We start from the raw sequence: 16,638 nt of genomic DNA, 5'->3' as shown, positions 1-16,638 counted from the left end.
TGCAAAATGAGCAAAAACCCGTATAAAGAATTTAGTATATCATCTTGGGCTATCGATAACAAAATGACGGTCTATGTGGTAATGGCTATTATCCTGTTTTTAGGTGCCTTTGCCTACTATAGTATGCCACGAGAGGCATTTCCTGAAATTATCGAAACTAAGATTTATGTAAGTTCGGTTAACCCAGGAAACTCTGCCGAAGACGTAGAAAAGTTTATAACCGAACCCTTAGAAGAAGAGTTTAAGGATATTGCAGGAGTAAAAGAAATTACTTCTACCACACTTCAAGATTACTCCATAATTATTGTGGAATTTGAAGAAAGCGTTGAAATTCCTGTAGCAAAACAATCTGTTAAAGATAAGATTGACCTTGTAAAAGCTGAAGCCACTTGGCCAGTACTTACAAACGGTGCTAAAGTTGAACCAAATGCGTTCGATTTAAATTTTTCGGAAGAATTTCCTATTCTAAACATTAACCTAACAGGGGATTATACCGTTCAGACATTAAAGGATTACGCCGAATACCTTCAAGATAAAATTGAAATGCTGCCTCAAATAAAGGAAGCTACTATTCGAGGGGCTGAAGAAAAAGAAATTGAAGTAGCTGTCGATATTTATAAAATGACCGCTTCTCAGGTTAGCTTCGACAATATTATAAATGCCATTAAAGGTGAAAACACTACAATTTCTGGTGGTAATATTATAACCAATGGGGTTCAGAAAAACATTCGTATTACAGGTGAAATTCAAAATCCCAAAGAGCTAGAAAGGCTTGTAGTTAAAAAAGATGATGGGATTGTTTTCTTAAAAGACATTGCCGACATTAAATTTCACGAGAAGGATGCTACAACTTTTGCTCGTGAATACGGAGAACCTGTTGTGATGCTCGATGTAAAGAAACGAGCAGGAAAAAACATGATTGAGGCGGTTGAGCTAATTAAAGAACTTATCAAAGACGAGCAAGATAATTACCTGCCTGAAACACTTCATATAAGTCTTTCTAATGACCAATCAATCAAAACTGAAAACCAGGTAAACGACTTGGTAAACAACATCATTTTTGGGGTTATCTTGGTTGTTGTGGTACTTATGTTCTTTTTAGGATTTAGAAACGCGCTTTTTGTTGGTTTTGCCATCCCGCTCTCTATGCTTATGTCGTTGTTTATACTATCGTCATTAGGCTTTACGCTTAATACAATGGTGCTTTTCGGACTAGTTATGGGTCTCGGAATGTTGGTAGACAATGGAATTGTGGTGGTAGAAAACGTATACACCTTGATGAGTGAGGGAATGTCGCCTAGAAAAGCAGCAAAACAAGGTATGGGTGAAATTGCCTGGCCTATTATTGCTTCAACGGCTACTACACTTGCAGCCTTTTTCCCGCTCGGACTTTGGCCAGGAATGATAGGTAAGTTTATGATATATTTCCCAATTACGCTGTCTGTAGTTTTGAGTTCTTCACTTTTTGTAGCCCTTGTAATTAACTCCATGCTTACTTCAAAATTTATGAAAATTGAAGAAGAGCCGCTTACAAAACGAAAGCTTATTCGCTGGAGTTTAATATTGTTTGGAGTTGGAGCATTGCTTCTGGTTGCAGGGTTTATTATGGATATTGCTGCCTTTAGAGGATTTGGAAATTTAGCAATCCTAACCGCTATAATCCTTTGGTTGTACAAATACGTATTGGCAGGTGCTGTAGAGTATTTTCAGTATAAATCTTTGAAAAAACTTGAAAACTTCTACGAAGGCACTTTAAAATACGCACTAAAAGGACCAAAAGCCTATGTGTTTTTCTTTGGTACAGTGGTATTGTTAATCTTTTCATTCATTTTAGTAGGCTTAGTACAACCCAAAGTTCTTTTCTTTCCAGAAAATGAACCGAATCAAATTATTACTTATATAGAATATCCGCAAGGAACAGATATTGAGAAAACAAACGAGCTTACCAAACAAGTTGAGGAACGTATATATAAAGCCATTTCAAAATACGAAGACAATGGCTACAACTATATGGTTGAATCTGCAGTTTCGCAAGTAGGGCAAGGTGCTGGAAACCCACAAACCGACGGGGGCCAAAGTAACGATATGCCGCAGAAAGGGAAAATCACTTTATCTATGCGAGATTATCAGTTGCGACGTGGTGTAAAAAGTAGTGATGTTTTAGAAGAAGTTCGAGAATCTGTAAAAGGTTTCCCAGGAGCTTCTATTATTGTTGAAAAAGATGCTGCTGGACCTCCTGTTGGATACCCAATTAATATCGAATTAAGTGGGGATGATTATGAGGAAATGCTTCACGAGGCTGAAAATCTTCGTTCGTATATTGAAGGGTTAGGTATTAGCGGGATTGAAGAGCTAAAAATAGACGTAAACAAGAGTAAACCTGAGATGAATGTAACTGTAGATCGTGAAAAAGCGGGACAGTTAGGAATTAGCACAGGGCAAATTGGGCAAACGTTACGTCGTGCCATTTTTGGAGAAGAAGCTTCTACTTACAAAGATGGAAACGACGATTACGAAATAAACGTACGTCTTTCAGAGGCATCGAGGTATGACGAAAGTGCACTTTTTAATCAACCAATTACTTTTAGAAACAATCAAGGGAAAATTGTTCAAGTACCCATTTCAGCTATGGTTACCAAAAACAATACAGCTTCGTTTAGTGCAATAAAAAGAAAAGATTTAAAAAGAACCATTACTGTTTATTCAAACGTAATTGGAGGTTATAACGGAACCGAAATTGTAAACGATTTAAAAACCGAACTTCAAAATTACGATTTACCTAATGATGTTAATTTAACCTTTACAGGAGAGCAAGAAGAACAAGAAGACAATATGGGCTTCCTAATGATGGCGCTATTTTATGCTTTAGGAGGAATATTATTAATATTGGTTGCTCAGTTTAACTCACTTTCAAAACCTATTATTATTCTTACTTCGGTAGTATTAAGCTTAGCAGGTGTATTCCTCGGATTGGTAGTTTTCCAAATGGATTTCGTAATTATTATGACGATGATGGGAATTATCTCGCTTGCAGGTATTGTTGTAAATAACGCCATTGTACTTATCGATTACACCCAGATTCTTATAGATCGTAAAAAGTATGAGTTGCAAATGGACGAGGAGCAAATGCTTACCAAAAAACAGTATTTTGAGATTATTGTTGCGGGTGGAAAATCCCGTTTGCGTCCAGTGCTTTTAACAGCGATTACAACCGTTTTAGGGCTTATCCCCCTTGCTATCGGATTTAACATCGATTTCTTCGGGTTGTTTACAGATTACAGCCCTAATATTTATATTGGTGGGGACAACGTAATTTTCTGGGGACCACTGGCTTGGACAGTAATCTTCGGATTAATTTTCGCAACTTTCTTAACCTTAATTGTGGTTCCGGTGATGTTTTATTTGGTGAATCGCGCTAAAATTAGCCTGAGAAAGAAAAAGCGATTAAAGCAGTTAAAAAAGCAAAGAGCTAAAGAGGCTAATAATTACGAGCGGATAGCCTAAACTATTAATATTCAATAAACACTAAAACCCTTTTGGCTAGCAATTTTCCAAAAGGGTTTTTTATTGTGCATACCTAAACTTAGCAGAAAAAAGGGGGAAATCCCCCAACATAATACAGGGAATTACCTATTTTAATTTTGAAGATTTTTGCATAATTTTAAGAGATTAACTAACTTTAATCCTCATATTATGACATTACAAGCCACAAGCCACAAGCCACAAGCCACAAGCCTTAAAAGCATTAATACTACTACTATTTTTATTTTATTCTTTTTTTCTATTTGCTCAGAATAGGCATGATTATTATGTTGCCCAGGATGCCGGTTCTGCCTACCTAATGGTAACAAGTATAACTAACGGCACCTCCAACAATTACATTGTAGATACTGCTTTAAACAGTATTGTATTGGATATTTCAAATTACACCTCGGGCACCTACAGCGTTGCGTTAGTATGCGATGGCCAAATACAAGATTCTAAAAACCTTTTAAAACAATAAATTATGAGAACTATCATCCTATTTTTCTTAACTAGCCTTATATACAATACTAGTCTAGCCCAAGACCCACAGCTTTTTGAAAATGATTGGTATTTATCCAAGCTTAACATTGATGGAATGGAGTATCCAGCACCGCAGAATGATGAAATTGATTTTATCCAATTAGTTATTGTAGGGGAGTTGTTCACTTCGGAAATATGTGATGAACTATTTCAGGGAGATGAAGTTACTATCTCAAATATAGAAATCAATATTTCAAATTTTATTGTTACTGGCTTTAATGATTGTACAATACCAGAAAATGTTAATTATACAGATTTATATTTATCCCAATTCTTTAATACGCAATTATCAAATAGAATATTTAGTTATATAATTGAAAGTAATGGAACAGATTTAGCTTTAACACTTACAAACGAAGAAGGTTATAAGGCATTTTATGGAAATACACCTTTAAGTGTTAATGGTTATGATCTATCAAGATTTGCCATATTCCCCAATCCATTAAAAGATATTTTAAATATAATTTCTACTGAATTAATGGAAAATATCAACATTAAAATATATAGTACAGAAGGCAAGCTTTTAAAGGTTGAAAATTTCAATTTAGAAAATCAAACATCAATCGATGTATTAAATCTTTCCAGCGGTATTTATTTTTTAAATATTGAAGACCAAAGCGGGAGAGTAGAGGTGAAAAAGTTTATAAAACAATAAATATTTCTCGACTGCGCTCGAACGGACATTTTTCTGTTTCTTCAAAAATAAATGAGGTATTTGGGAAAAGGGGGAAATCCCCCAACATAATACAGGGAATTACCTATTTTAATTTTGAAGGTTTTTGCATAATTTTAAGAAATCAACTAGCTTTAATCCTCACATTATGAAAACGCAACCACGCAACCACGCAACCACGCAACCGCACAACCGGACAACTATTTAAGCTTTCCTTTAAGATATTTAGTAGTTTCCTATTCCTATTTTCTAATTTAATATATGCACAAGCGGACGAATTTTGTGCCACTCCTGCTAAATCAATTCCAGATCCTCTAGGAGTTTATAGTAAATCTACAGATGCCAATTATGTTGAGAATATTAAAACACTAGTAAAAAACTAATATTTAAAATACACCACTATGAAATTAATATTTAAAATATACAAAACAAGAATATCTATGCTAAATATACTTTGTATAGGGCTGTTTTTATTGCCATTAGGGCTTTACGCACAAGTAACAAATATACCCGATCCTAATTTTGAACAAGCACTTATTGACTTAGGCATTGATAGCGATGGTATGATAAATGGACAGGTTTTAACTAGCGATATTGAAAATGTAGTAACGCTCGATGTGAATCATCGATTTATAGAAGATTTAACAGGTCTCGAAGATTTTTCAGCTTTAGAATTGTTGGATGTAAGTGGTAATATACTTTATTTACTAGATGTGAGTGAAAACATTCTATTAAAAGAGCTTTATTTTAATAGTCAAAGTCCTGGCTTTTCAATGCTAATGACTTCATTGGACTTTTCCAGTAACGTAAATCTTGAAATTGTTGAAGCGGGGAATGTAATTTTTCTAGAAAATTTGAATTTAAAAAATGGAGCTAATTCAATTTTAACAATAAGCCTGCCCTGCCAATTTGAAGGTGAGCCTTGTGAACTTACAGAATTACAGTGTATTACTGTGGATGATGAGGTGGCTGCAAATAATAATGAATTACCATATTCTCGCTGGTATTTTGCTGCAAATTTTATCTATTCTGAAGACTGCTCTTTAGGAACAAATGATATTAATGAAAAACTATTTTCTATATATCCAAACCCTGTTAATGAAGTTTTGGTATTAAATGGCACAAAAAATATAGGCAAACTTAAAACCCAAATTTATTCAACAGAAGGAAAACTTTTAAACACTCATAATATTGATTTTAATAAGCAAACTTCAATTGATGTTTCAAATCTTTCCAATGGTATTTATTTTTTAAATATTGAAGATGAAAGCGGGAGAGTAGAGGTGAAAAAGTTTGTAAAACAATAAATAATCCAATGTAACTAACAGCATTTTTCTTAACCTGCAAAGATTTAAAAAACTTTGCAGGTTTTTTTACTGAGTATTTCTATATAATTCGTGTCCCAAGCCTTCGGGAGTGGCAAAACAGCCACAGAAATAATAATCCGCACAAAACCACAACAATTCGCTTTATACTTGTTAAATTTGCCCTGCTAATTTTTTTCAGAATAAGATGTACAGAACGCACAATAACGGCGAACTACGCGCCGCAGATATCAATAAAGAAGTAACCCTTTCAGGATGGGTTCAAAAAACTCGTGATAAAGGATTTATGGTTTGGGTGGACCTTCGTGACCGCTACGGCATTACCCAACTTATTTTTGATGAAGAACGTACCCCAAAAGACGTAATGGACAGATGTTCAAAACTAGGGCGAGAGTTTGTGATACAAGTAACGGGAACTGTGATTGAACGCGTTTCAAAAAATCCAAATATGCCGACTGGGGATGTGGAAATATTGGTTTCTAAATTAACTATATTAAACGAATCGCTTACGCCTCCATTTACCATTGAAGATGAAACAGATGGTGGTGAGGATTTACGTATGAAATATCGATACCTAGATATTCGTAGAAATCCAGTGCGAGAAAATCTTATTTTCCGTCACAAAGTTGCTATTGAAGTGCGTAACTATTTATCAAACCAAGGTTTTATTGAAGTAGAAACTCCGTATTTAATTAAATCAACTCCTGAAGGAGCGCGCGATTTTGTGGTTCCTTCAAGAATGAATGAAGGACAGTTTTATGCCCTTCCACAATCGCCACAAACATTCAAGCAATTGCTTATGGTAGGTGGTTTGGATAAGTATTTCCAGATAGTAAAATGTTTCCGTGACGAAGATTTACGTGCAGACCGCCAACCAGAATTTACCCAAATAGACTGCGAAATGGCTTTCGTAGAACAAGAAGATATTTTAAATGCTTTTGAAGGTTTAACGAGACACCTTTTAAAAGAAATTAACGGCGTAGAGATTTCTGAATTCCCAAGAATGACATACGACGAAGCAATGGCTAAATACGGAAACGACAAACCAGATATCCGATTTGGGATGGAGTTTGGCGAGTTAAATGAAGTAGCTCAACACAAAGACTTTGGCGTTTTTAACCAAGCTGAATTAGTGGTTGGAATTGCAGTTCCTGGTGGAAATGCTTTTACAAGAAAAGAAATAGATAAATTAATAGACTGGGTTAAACGTCCTCAAGTTGGTGCTTTAGGAATGGTTTATTCGCGTTGTAATGACGACGGAACCTTTAAGTCTTCTGTAGATAAATTTTTCGATCAAGATGATTTAGCACAATGGGCTGAAGTTACGGGTGCAAAACCGGGCGATTTAGTTTGTGTACTTTCTGGAGACAAAAACAAAGTAAGAACACAACTAAGTGCTTTAAGAATGCATTTAGCTGAGCAGCTTGGTTTGAGAAAGAATGACGAGTTTGCGCCACTTTGGGTAATAGACTTCCCACTTTTAGAATGGGATGAAGAAACGGAGCGTTACCACGCAATGCACCACCCATTCACGTCTCCAAAGCCTGGGCAACTAGAACTTCTAGATACTAATCCTGGAGAAGTAAAGGCAAATGCCTACGACTTAGTTTTAAACGGAAATGAAATTGGCGGTGGCTCTATCCGTATTCACGATAAGAAAACTCAGTCATTGATGTTTAATTATTTAGGATTTACACCTGAAGAAGCAAAAGCACAGTTCGGCTTTTTAATGGATGCCTTCCAATACGGTGCACCTCCACACGGTGGATTAGCTTTTGGACTGGATAGACTGGTTTCTATTTTGGGCGGACAAGAAACAATACGCGATTTTATTGCATTCCCTAAAAACAATTCGGGACGAGATGTAATGATAGACGCCCCTGCTCCAATTGATGAAAAACAATTAGAAGAACTTCACCTTAGGGTTGAATTAAATAAATAAAACACCTTAAACCTAACAGGTCAGAGTGCTTCTTGTATCGCAATGTCTGTTAGGTTTTTTGATTAAGGTTATCAATATAATTAATGAAAGCTCTAAAAATCATCACATTTATAGTTCTAGGTCTTTGCATTATAGCACTCTTTGTCTTTTTTGGCGGTTGGTTGTATTACCACAAAAAATTCCCAGTTAACGAGGAGGTTTATCCAAATTATGTGGGGTACATCAATCAAGAAACAACAGCCTTAAATAGAAGTTACAATCTTTGTGATCCTAAAACAATATATCACGTACATCACGGTGCTTCAGAAGAAGGATATGCTGGTAATAAAAAGCAGTATAGGGATGATATACTGGCGCAATACAAAAACAATAGTTATACAGATTCTGGCTATCTAAACTTTAGATTTTTGGTTAATTGTGAAGGAAAACCAGGATGGTTTGAAACTATTGAAGTAGACACAAATTATCAAAAAACACAATTTTCAGAAGAATTAGTCTCCCAATTACTCGCATTAACAGCTCAAGCAAAACATTGGAATATAATACGTTTTGATGAACAACCCGTAGATTATTATATGTACGTATCGTATAAATTAAAAGATGGAGAAATTACTGAAATATTGCCTTAGCCTTCTATTTATTGCAGCTTTGTTTACTTCTTGTGAAAAAGACCCTTCACAAATGTCTGAAGCTGAAAAGAAGCAATACTCTGTTGAATTATACAAAGAAGCAGTAGGCTTACACGCAGCACAAGGCGATCCAAGGGTTATGACAAAGCTGGAAGCAGCAGTTGCCATGGATCCTAACAATTGTAAAGCGCTACGAGAACTTTCTGTAGCCTATTTAAAGCGGGGATTGATTGATGAATGGAAAATCAAATTCGACAAAGCAGCTAAATGTGATCCAAAAATTTGGGTGCCGTGGCGAGGGTATCTTTACCTACAGTTTTATAGAGATTATGAAAAGGCTATTGCAGATTTTGATGCTTCAGATACTTTAACCCCAAACTTCACCGATGCACCACAGGGCCACAGTGTAGATTATTGGCGTGGATTGGCCTATCTAGGCCTAAAAGATTACGAGAATTCAATTAAGTATTTAAACCGTTATTTAGATGATGTAACAGAAAAGAATGGTGAAGATTGGGCTGAGCCTACTGCATTTCTATATAGAGGAATTGCTCATTATGAAAATAACACCCCTGAAGCTGCCCTAATAGACTTTGACAAGATGATTTTCTATAATCAGAACAAGACCGCAGATGGAAGTTATTATAAAGCTTTAATTTTATTTGAACAAAATAAATGTGAAGACGCTAAGAAAGAATTAGATATGGCCTTGGATAATTTTAAAAATGGTTATTTTAACAAACACGTTTACACCGAAGCTTTAAAACAGATCTATATTCAGGACTTAAATAATTTAGAAAACGCGATTAGCAACCAATGCCCGCACAAAAAAGAAGCATATTAGCACGCCTACTTATCTGGCGAATTAAGAATATATCAAATCAGCGATTTGTATATATCTTAAGTATAATTGTAGGTTTCTTATCAGGCGTTGTGGCTGTAATTATCAAAAACGGCACTCACTTTATTCAGCTTTTACTAGAAGGAAAATTAATTGCGGAGTACTATTCTGCTTTTTACTTTATCTTCCCACTTATCGGACTCGGAATTACTTATTTAGTTATTAAGTATTTAATCCGAAATAAAGTAAACCACGGCATCCCTTCTACCCTTTTTGCTATATCAAAAGAAAAAGGGTTGATGAGGCGTTTTCAAATGTTTGGAAGTATGATTGCCGCCCCAATTACAGTAGGTTTTGGTGGATCCGTAGGGCTTGAGGGACCCACTGTTGCTACAGGTGCTGCAATAAGTTCGAATCTTTCACGCGTATTACACGTAGACCAAGCCACCCGTACTTTATTAATAGGATGTGCTGCTGCAGGGGCTATGTCGTCTATGTTTAAAGCTCCAATCGCTGCTATTATTTTTGCGATTGAAGTTTTTAGTTTAGACCTCACCTTAGTCTCGATGGTACCTTTGCTGTTAGCTTCGGTTTCAGCAATTTTAACTTCTTATTTCTTCTTCGGAAATGATGTTCTACTCCCTTTTAAAGAAACCGACACCTTTAATATTAATAATATTCCTTTCTATATAATTCTTGCAGTAATAGCTTCATTAGTTTCAATATACTTTGCAAAAACCTATGCATTCTTTCAAGATATGTTCGAGAAGATAAAATCGCCAATTAAAAGACTTTTTATAGGTGGTTTAAGTATTGGTGTACTAATATATTTTATTCCACCCCTTTATGGAGAAGGTTTTGACATTATAAACGATATAGTAAAAGGAAAGCCAGAGTTAGCTTTACAGAACAATATATTTAATCTAGACCTAAATAGTGTGTGGATGGTGATTGCATTATTATCTGGATTAGTCTTTTTTAAAATTATAGCAAGTGCTTTGACCTTTGGCGCAGGAGGTGTAGGAGGTATTTTTGCACCAGTACTTTTTATGGGAAGTATTATGGGGAATGTTGTAGCCAAAATAATAAATAATTGTGGATTGTTTCCAAATGGAGTTTCGGAAAGTAATTTCACTTTAGTGGGAATGACAGGCTTAATGGCAGGCGTACTTTACGCTCCTTTAACCGCAATTTTCTTAATCGCAGAAGTAACCGGAGGCTATGAGCTTTTTATTCCTTTAATGATTGTAGCTACCATATCATTCTCTATGACAAAGTACTTTATTCCACATTCGGTTTATGCTATGGAACTAGGGAAAAAAGGAGATTTAATTACTCATAATAAGGACCACGCTGTGCTTACATTAATGGATATAAAAACTGTGATAGAACGTGATTTTATAAGTGTTAATCCACAAATGAATTTAGGTGAAATAGTCAAACAAGCGGTTGTGAAATCTAATAGAAACATTTATCCTGTTTTAAACAAAGAAACAAAGGCTTTGGAAGGTATTATACTTTTAGACGACTTAAGACCTGTGATGTTTAATCAGAGTTTATACGAAGAAATGAAAGCTAGCGAGTTAATGCATCATCCACCTGCAGTGGTTAACCTCAGTGAAGATAAGATGACAGAAGTAATGAAAAAATTTCAAGATACTGGTGCTTGGAATCTCCCTGTAATTAAAAATGGTGAATATTACGGGTTTATATCAAAGTCTAAATTACTTACAGCCTACAGAAAGAAATTAATTGATTTTTCTAGGAACTAATACCTTAAAGAATACGTATTTATGAAGTACATTTTAATAATATTATTACTTATCGTTTTCACAGGATTGGGAAGCGGATTTTATATAAAACCAGATGATGAAGCCACTGGCAACTTACTTATTGGTTTAAGTATTTCACTTGGCTTTTTTATTTTGATGCCTCTGTTTATATACCATCGATGGAAGGATAAAAATGTAAAAGACTATATGCTAACCAAGGAGAATATCCTTAAAATGCAAGAGTATCAAAACTCAAAAGATAAAAAGTAATTTTTTTTTAGGCTTAGTACAAATCTAATTTAGATTTCTTTTTTCTATAAAAAATCGCTTTAATAATGTAGAAGCTTCTTTTTCCATAACCCCTCCTATCATTACAGTTTTCGGATGAAGCTTTGTGTTTAGTGAAATACAACCTCTTGCTTCATCTCTCGCACCGTAAACTATTTTAGAAATCTGACTCCAGAACAAAGCTCCCGCACACATTTGGCAAGGTTCTATTGTTACGTACAACGTACAATCGATAAGGTATTTTCCTCCTAAATAATTGGCAGCAGAAGTAATGGCCTGCATTTCGGCGTGAGCAGTAACATCGTTTAGTGTTTCTGTTAGATTGTGCGCTCGAGCTATTATTTGATTGTTAATTACCACTACAGCTCCAATCGGAATCTCACCTTTTTTGTAAGCTTCTTCTGCCTCTTGATAGGCGCGTTTCATAAAATATGTATCGTCGTAAGGATTGATCATTTTAATAAATTGTATTCTAAATTCAGTTTAAAATTACGATTAATTGAATTAGCATTTACTTAATTGACAAATTAACGAAATCTCCAATTAACAAATTCCCAATAAATGTATCTTTACCACGTGTTAGTAAACATTCTAAATAATATTAAATCTCCAGAGGACTTACGTAAGTTACCTCAGGAAAATTTGCCACAACTGGCACAGGAACTTCGTGAGTTTATAATAAATATTGTTGCCACTAAAGAAGGCCACCTGGGCGCTAGTTTAGGCGTAGTAGAGCTTACAATAGCCTTACATTACGTGTTTAATACACCCGAAGATATTTTAGTTTGGGATGTGGGTCATCAAGCGTATGGCCATAAAATTTTGACAGGTAGAAAAGAAATTTTTCACACTAATAGACAGCTTAATGGTATTAGTGGCTTTCCAAAACGCGAAGAAAGTGAATACGATACTTTTGGAGTGGGACACAGCAGTACTGCAATTTCAGCAGCATTAGGAATGGCGATTGCTTCAAAATTAAAAGGTGAGGTAAACAAACAGCATATAGCAGTGGTAGGAGATGCCTCAATAGCTAGTGGAATGGCCTTCGAAGCGCTAAATCACGCTGGAGTTACAGATACTAACCTATTGGTGATTTTAAACGATAATGCCATTGGAATCGACCCAAGCGTAGGAGCCTTAAAAGAGTACTTCACAAAAGTAAAACTTAACGGCGCAAAAGAAGCCGATAATATATTCGAAGCCTTAAACTTTAATTATTCCGGCCCTGTAGACGGTCATAATTTAGATCTTGTAATCTCAGAATTGGAGCGATTAAAAAATATTCCTGGACCAAAACTTCTTCATTTAATCACCAAAAAAGGAAAAGGATTACGTCAAGCAGAGGAAAACCAGGTGGTATATCATGCTCCTGGGAAATTTGATGCCTTAACAGGAGATCTTGCGCCAAGAAGCAAGGAAGTTTTACCTCCTAAATTTCAAGATGTCTTCGGAAAAACACTAGTAGAAATAGCTACTACAAATAATAGGATAGTTGGAATTACTCCAGCAATGCCTACTGGAAGCTCGTTAAAATTTATGATGGACGCTTTTCCTGATAGAGCTTTTGATGTTGGGATTGCAGAGCAACACGCTGTAACTTTTGCCGCAGGATTGGCGACTCAAGGTTTTACCGTATTTTGTAATATTTATTCAACCTTTCTTCAAAGGGCATACGATCAAGTAATACACGATGTATGTTTACAAAAAATTCCAGTTATTTTCTGTTTAGATCGAGCTGGAATAGTAGGTGAAGATGGAGCAACCCACCACGGAATTTTCGATTTGGCATACTTAAACTGTATCCCAAACCTCATCATTTTTGCACCGCGAAATGAAGTTGAACTTCGCAACATTATGTTTACCGCGCAGCAAGGGCTACCGTTACCAATCTTTATTCGTTATCCTCGAGGTAGAGGAAAAATTATTGATTGGAAACAGTCTTTTCAAGCTATCGAGATTGGAAAAGCAATTGTTTTAAAGGAAGGTTTAGATATAGCGGTTATAACAATCGGTACAATTGTAAACGATGCATTACAAGCTATTGAAATGCTTAACCCTTCAGATAAAGAAAAAATAAGCGTCGTAGATATCAGATTCTTAAAACCTTTAGACGAGGCATTACTTCATAATATATTCCAGAATCACCACACTATAGTTACTATTGAAGATGGAACTACTATTGGCGGTTTAGGATCTACAATTGCCACTTTTGCTGCTTCGATGGGATATACTAATAAAATTGAAATTTTAGGGATTCAAGATACATTTCTAGAACACGGAACCACTTCAGAATTACGTGATATTGCTGGAATATCCCCGGAAAAAATTAAGCTTACACTTCAACAATACATATAAAAAAAGAGGCTCTTTCGAGCCTCTTTTAATTTTTAACTGATAATTTCTTTTCTTATTTAATTATCAATTTTGAAGTTTGAGTTTTATCACCACCTTCTACTGTAATCATATACATACCAGTTGATAATTCACTAGCGTCAATTAAAGCGGTATGGTGTAATTCAACTTGTTTCTTGAATACTAATCTTCCATTAATATCATAGATTGAAACTTTAGTATTACCAAGGTCAAATCTAGATTTGATGTTAATATGTCCATTAGATGGGTTAGGGTAAATAATGAAATTATTTTCAATTTCATTGTTTGCTGTTCCAAGTGGACAATCTGCAGGTACGTCAAAAGCTTCAGTTCCATCTTGCTTACTTGCAACACTTCCTTGATTAGCGCTAAATCCTAATCCTCTACGAGCAAAAACATTCCAAATTAAACATTTGTTAGCTCCACCGTTTATAATTTCGTCTGCTTCAAGAATAGCATTTCTACCATCTATAAATCCTGGACTACATCTTTGTAATTTTAAACCGTCTACAACTAACTGTAAAGCCATATTATTTCCTCCAGTACCATTGTAAATATCTTCATCAAAACCATACTCATCTATAAATGCCCAAGTTAAATCCCATAACATCGTAGCCCAAACCGATCCTACTCCGTGAGGTGCAACTTGAGATTTAATACTGTTATAAGTAAAGTTATTAATTGACATATCGGTAGTATAAGGCTTAGTTCTAATTCCGCCACCTGCTCTACTTTGTCCGCTAATATAAGTTCCCATTCCTCTTACATCTTCACCAGATTCACCAGGTAACATAGTTAGCATAAGAGCGAAATAGTCACTCCAACCTTCACCCATTTGCTCTTCGTTTTGTAAACATCCTGCAGCAGCTGGACCTCCAGCTAATCTGTTTGAGATTCCGTGTCCGTATTCGTGAGCTACAATAGTATTATCTACATCTCCATCACGTTGGTTAAAATCTGTTCCAGAGCCATCATCCACTAAAGTTGTACTAATAGTTTCACCATTTAGTAATGCATCTATAATAGCATCTCCATCACTTTTAAAGATCATAATCGAAGGAATTCCAAGTCCTGCTCCAGAACCTCCCATTCTTATTGGGTCACCTGGTACATTATTTACCATTACAACAGCTACAGCTCCTGCATCTTCTGCTGCTTGCACTTTTTGTGCGAAACCGCATTCTCCTCTTCTAACAACAACAATTTTACCGCTAAGCTCAGAAGCATTTGTTACGTTATCACATCCATCGTGAGGGTCTGTAGAGTTTCCAGAGTTATCGTCTTCAATTAATGCTAAATTAGCTGTAATTGGCGTTGTTGGAAGTGGAGTTCCACCACCAGTAAAAGCTGATTTATGTGCGTAATAATCTCCAGCTAAAGCACCGTTATTAATAGTCATAAAAGTACCTAAAACATTTTGAGGTGCAGACCATAAGTACATTTGCATTCTTCCTGAATATCCATCTGGAGGAGTCATAAAGTTTGCGTTATTTAAACCACCACCATCTTGAGCTTCTGCTACAACGTAGTCACCTTCAGCGCCTCCATTACCATAGTTATTAGCTTGGAAGTTTCCACTTGCTTCATCAAAACCGTATTGGTAAAACACATCGTGCATGATGTTGTTCATATAGAATAAGTTTGTGATAGCTGCCTCAGTATAGTTTGATGGATTTTGAGGTAAGTCGAAAGGAAAATCAAACTGTAGCGTTGCTCCTCCTTCAGCTTGCATACCTGCACCATTATTACCTGCAATATCTTCTTTAGCCAAAACATTGTTTCCACGAGTAGTAGTGTATTCAGCACCTGCAACACCGTCTGTATCGTGCCATCCAAATGGTGAAGCTACAACGTTAGAAGGGTCAGAAACTAAAACATCGTCTCCATCATTTGGCGCTCCAAATGGTATTGGGAATACTCTGTATGCAGCTCCATTTACAACTGGCTGATGAAAGTCTGCTGAAGATTTTTTAGAAAATAAAACACTCTCAGTTGCCTCCATAGTGTGTGAGTGAGGTTGAGCGTCAAAATTACAGCTAGCAACCCAGTCATTTATTTCTAACAATTTTCCTGTTAAGGCATCAACACGTACACTATAGTAGTTTTGTGCATCTTTTTTATAAATACTAACATCCCAAGCCAAACGCAAAGTTTGGTTGTCGTTTAATCCTTGATACACAAGAGTTACAGGAATGTTGTTTATTGAAATATTTCCATCAGAAAAAACATAAGAGTTATTTCCCACTGTCTCAATAAGGTTTAAACCTGTTGGAGCTGGAAGACCCAATTCTGATGCAGCATTCGAAATTGCCGCAAGAGCAGAAACAGAAGGCTGAGTAGTGTTCGCTTTAAGTGCGATATTGTTTGCAAATGCCAATTGAGCCGAGATAACTGATCCTTCTCTTAGTACAAACGAAGAAATAGCATTGTGAATCTTAATTCCACGGAAACGCTGTTCTACATAAACATTGTCTGCTTGTAAGCTTTTTGAGTGACTTTGAGAGGTAATATTTATGTCTGAATAATCTTGTTGTTCAAGATTTAAGTTCGATCTATTTTGCTGAAGATAGGATTTGATAGAATTAGTGTAATCCTGTGCAAAGCTTAGATTAAAGGTTAATAAAATAAGTGAGTAAATAATTTTTTTCATGAAAATTTGGTTTAATATTATAAGAGTTTGCTGAAAATAGTGTTCCAACTCTACAAACAATTGTGAAACTAAAAGAGCAA

General features: G+C 35.6%; 12 protein-coding genes. 10 read left to right on the top strand and 2 right to left on the bottom strand.

The window, feature by feature from the left end; genetic code table 11:
• Positions 1 to 6: 6 nt before the first annotated feature.
• From G3A46_RS02905 to G3A46_RS02865, 9 genes are all read left to right on the top strand, one after another.
• Positions 7 to 3,504 carry an efflux RND transporter permease subunit gene (locus tag G3A46_RS02905; protein ID WP_165145994.1) on the top strand — a complete coding sequence of 1,166 codons (3,498 nt, stop codon included), beginning with the start codon at positions 7 to 9 and terminating at the stop codon, positions 3,502 to 3,504.
• A gap of 337 nt (positions 3,505 to 3,841) precedes the next feature.
• Positions 3,842 to 4,003 carry a hypothetical protein gene (locus G3A46_RS02900; protein ID WP_158319136.1) on the top strand — a complete coding sequence of 54 codons (162 nt, stop codon included), beginning with the start codon at positions 3,842 to 3,844 and terminating at the stop codon, positions 4,001 to 4,003.
• A 3-nt stretch (positions 4,004 to 4,006) separates the two neighbouring features.
• A complete protein-coding gene (locus tag G3A46_RS02895) occupies positions 4,007 to 4,720 on the top strand; it encodes a T9SS type A sorting domain-containing protein (protein ID WP_165145991.1) in 714 nt (237 codons plus the stop codon).
• 419 nt (positions 4,721 to 5,139) lie between these two features.
• Positions 5,140 to 6,045, top strand: coding sequence for a T9SS type A sorting domain-containing protein (locus G3A46_RS02890; protein ID WP_165145988.1), 906 nt, complete (start codon positions 5,140 to 5,142; stop codon positions 6,043 to 6,045).
• Positions 6,046 to 6,250: 205 nt separating this feature from the next.
• Positions 6,251 to 8,005, top strand: coding sequence for an aspartate--tRNA ligase (gene aspS, locus G3A46_RS02885; protein WP_165145985.1), 1,755 nt, complete (start codon positions 6,251 to 6,253; stop codon positions 8,003 to 8,005).
• Between the two features lie 83 nt (positions 8,006 to 8,088).
• The gene (locus G3A46_RS02880; RefSeq protein ID WP_165145982.1) at positions 8,089 to 8,634 is read left to right on the top strand and encodes a hypothetical protein; all 546 of its coding nucleotides are present in this window, start codon (positions 8,089 to 8,091) and stop codon (positions 8,632 to 8,634) included.
• A complete protein-coding gene (locus G3A46_RS02875) occupies positions 8,606 to 9,478 on the top strand; it encodes a tetratricopeptide repeat protein (RefSeq protein ID WP_165145979.1) in 873 nt (290 codons plus the stop codon). Before G3A46_RS02880 ends, G3A46_RS02875 begins: the two co-directional genes overlap by 29 nt.
• Positions 9,451 to 11,247 (top strand): chloride channel protein, encoded by a 1,797-nt coding sequence (locus G3A46_RS02870; RefSeq protein WP_165145976.1) that lies wholly within the window; start codon positions 9,451 to 9,453, stop codon positions 11,245 to 11,247. Before G3A46_RS02875 ends, G3A46_RS02870 begins: the two co-directional genes overlap by 28 nt.
• A 21-nt stretch (positions 11,248 to 11,268) precedes the next feature.
• Positions 11,269 to 11,517: a hypothetical protein gene (locus G3A46_RS02865; RefSeq protein ID WP_165145973.1), complete on the top strand. Its 249-nt coding sequence runs from the start codon at positions 11,269 to 11,271 to the stop codon at positions 11,515 to 11,517.
• A gap of 24 nt (positions 11,518 to 11,541) precedes the next feature.
• Here the strand turns inward: G3A46_RS02865 and G3A46_RS02860 are convergent, their stop codons facing one another.
• On the bottom strand, positions 11,542 to 11,991 hold the full coding sequence (locus tag G3A46_RS02860) for a nucleoside deaminase (protein WP_165145970.1): 450 nt from the start codon (positions 11,989 to 11,991) through the stop codon (positions 11,542 to 11,544).
• Positions 11,992 to 12,096: 105 nt separating this feature from the next.
• Here G3A46_RS02860 and G3A46_RS02855 point away from each other — a divergent pair, with 105 nt between their 5' ends.
• Positions 12,097 to 13,890 (top strand): 1-deoxy-D-xylulose-5-phosphate synthase, encoded by a 1,794-nt coding sequence (locus G3A46_RS02855; RefSeq protein ID WP_206735945.1) that lies wholly within the window; start codon positions 12,097 to 12,099, stop codon positions 13,888 to 13,890.
• A gap of 52 nt (positions 13,891 to 13,942) precedes the next feature.
• Here G3A46_RS02855 and G3A46_RS02850 read toward each other — a convergent pair whose 3' ends face one another.
• The gene (locus G3A46_RS02850; protein ID WP_165145967.1) at positions 13,943 to 16,558 is read right to left on the bottom strand and encodes a T9SS-dependent M36 family metallopeptidase; all 2,616 of its coding nucleotides are present in this window, start codon (positions 16,556 to 16,558) and stop codon (positions 13,943 to 13,945) included.
• Between the last annotated feature and the right edge of the window lie 80 nt (positions 16,559 to 16,638).

This window comes from Aequorivita sp. KMM 9714 (assembly GCF_011065475.1).
Classification (GTDB): domain Bacteria; phylum Bacteroidota; class Bacteroidia; order Flavobacteriales; family Flavobacteriaceae; genus Aequorivita; species Aequorivita sinensis.
The sequence above is the reverse complement of the archived record's forward strand: the minus strand, read 5'-3'. Positions and strand labels throughout refer to the sequence as shown.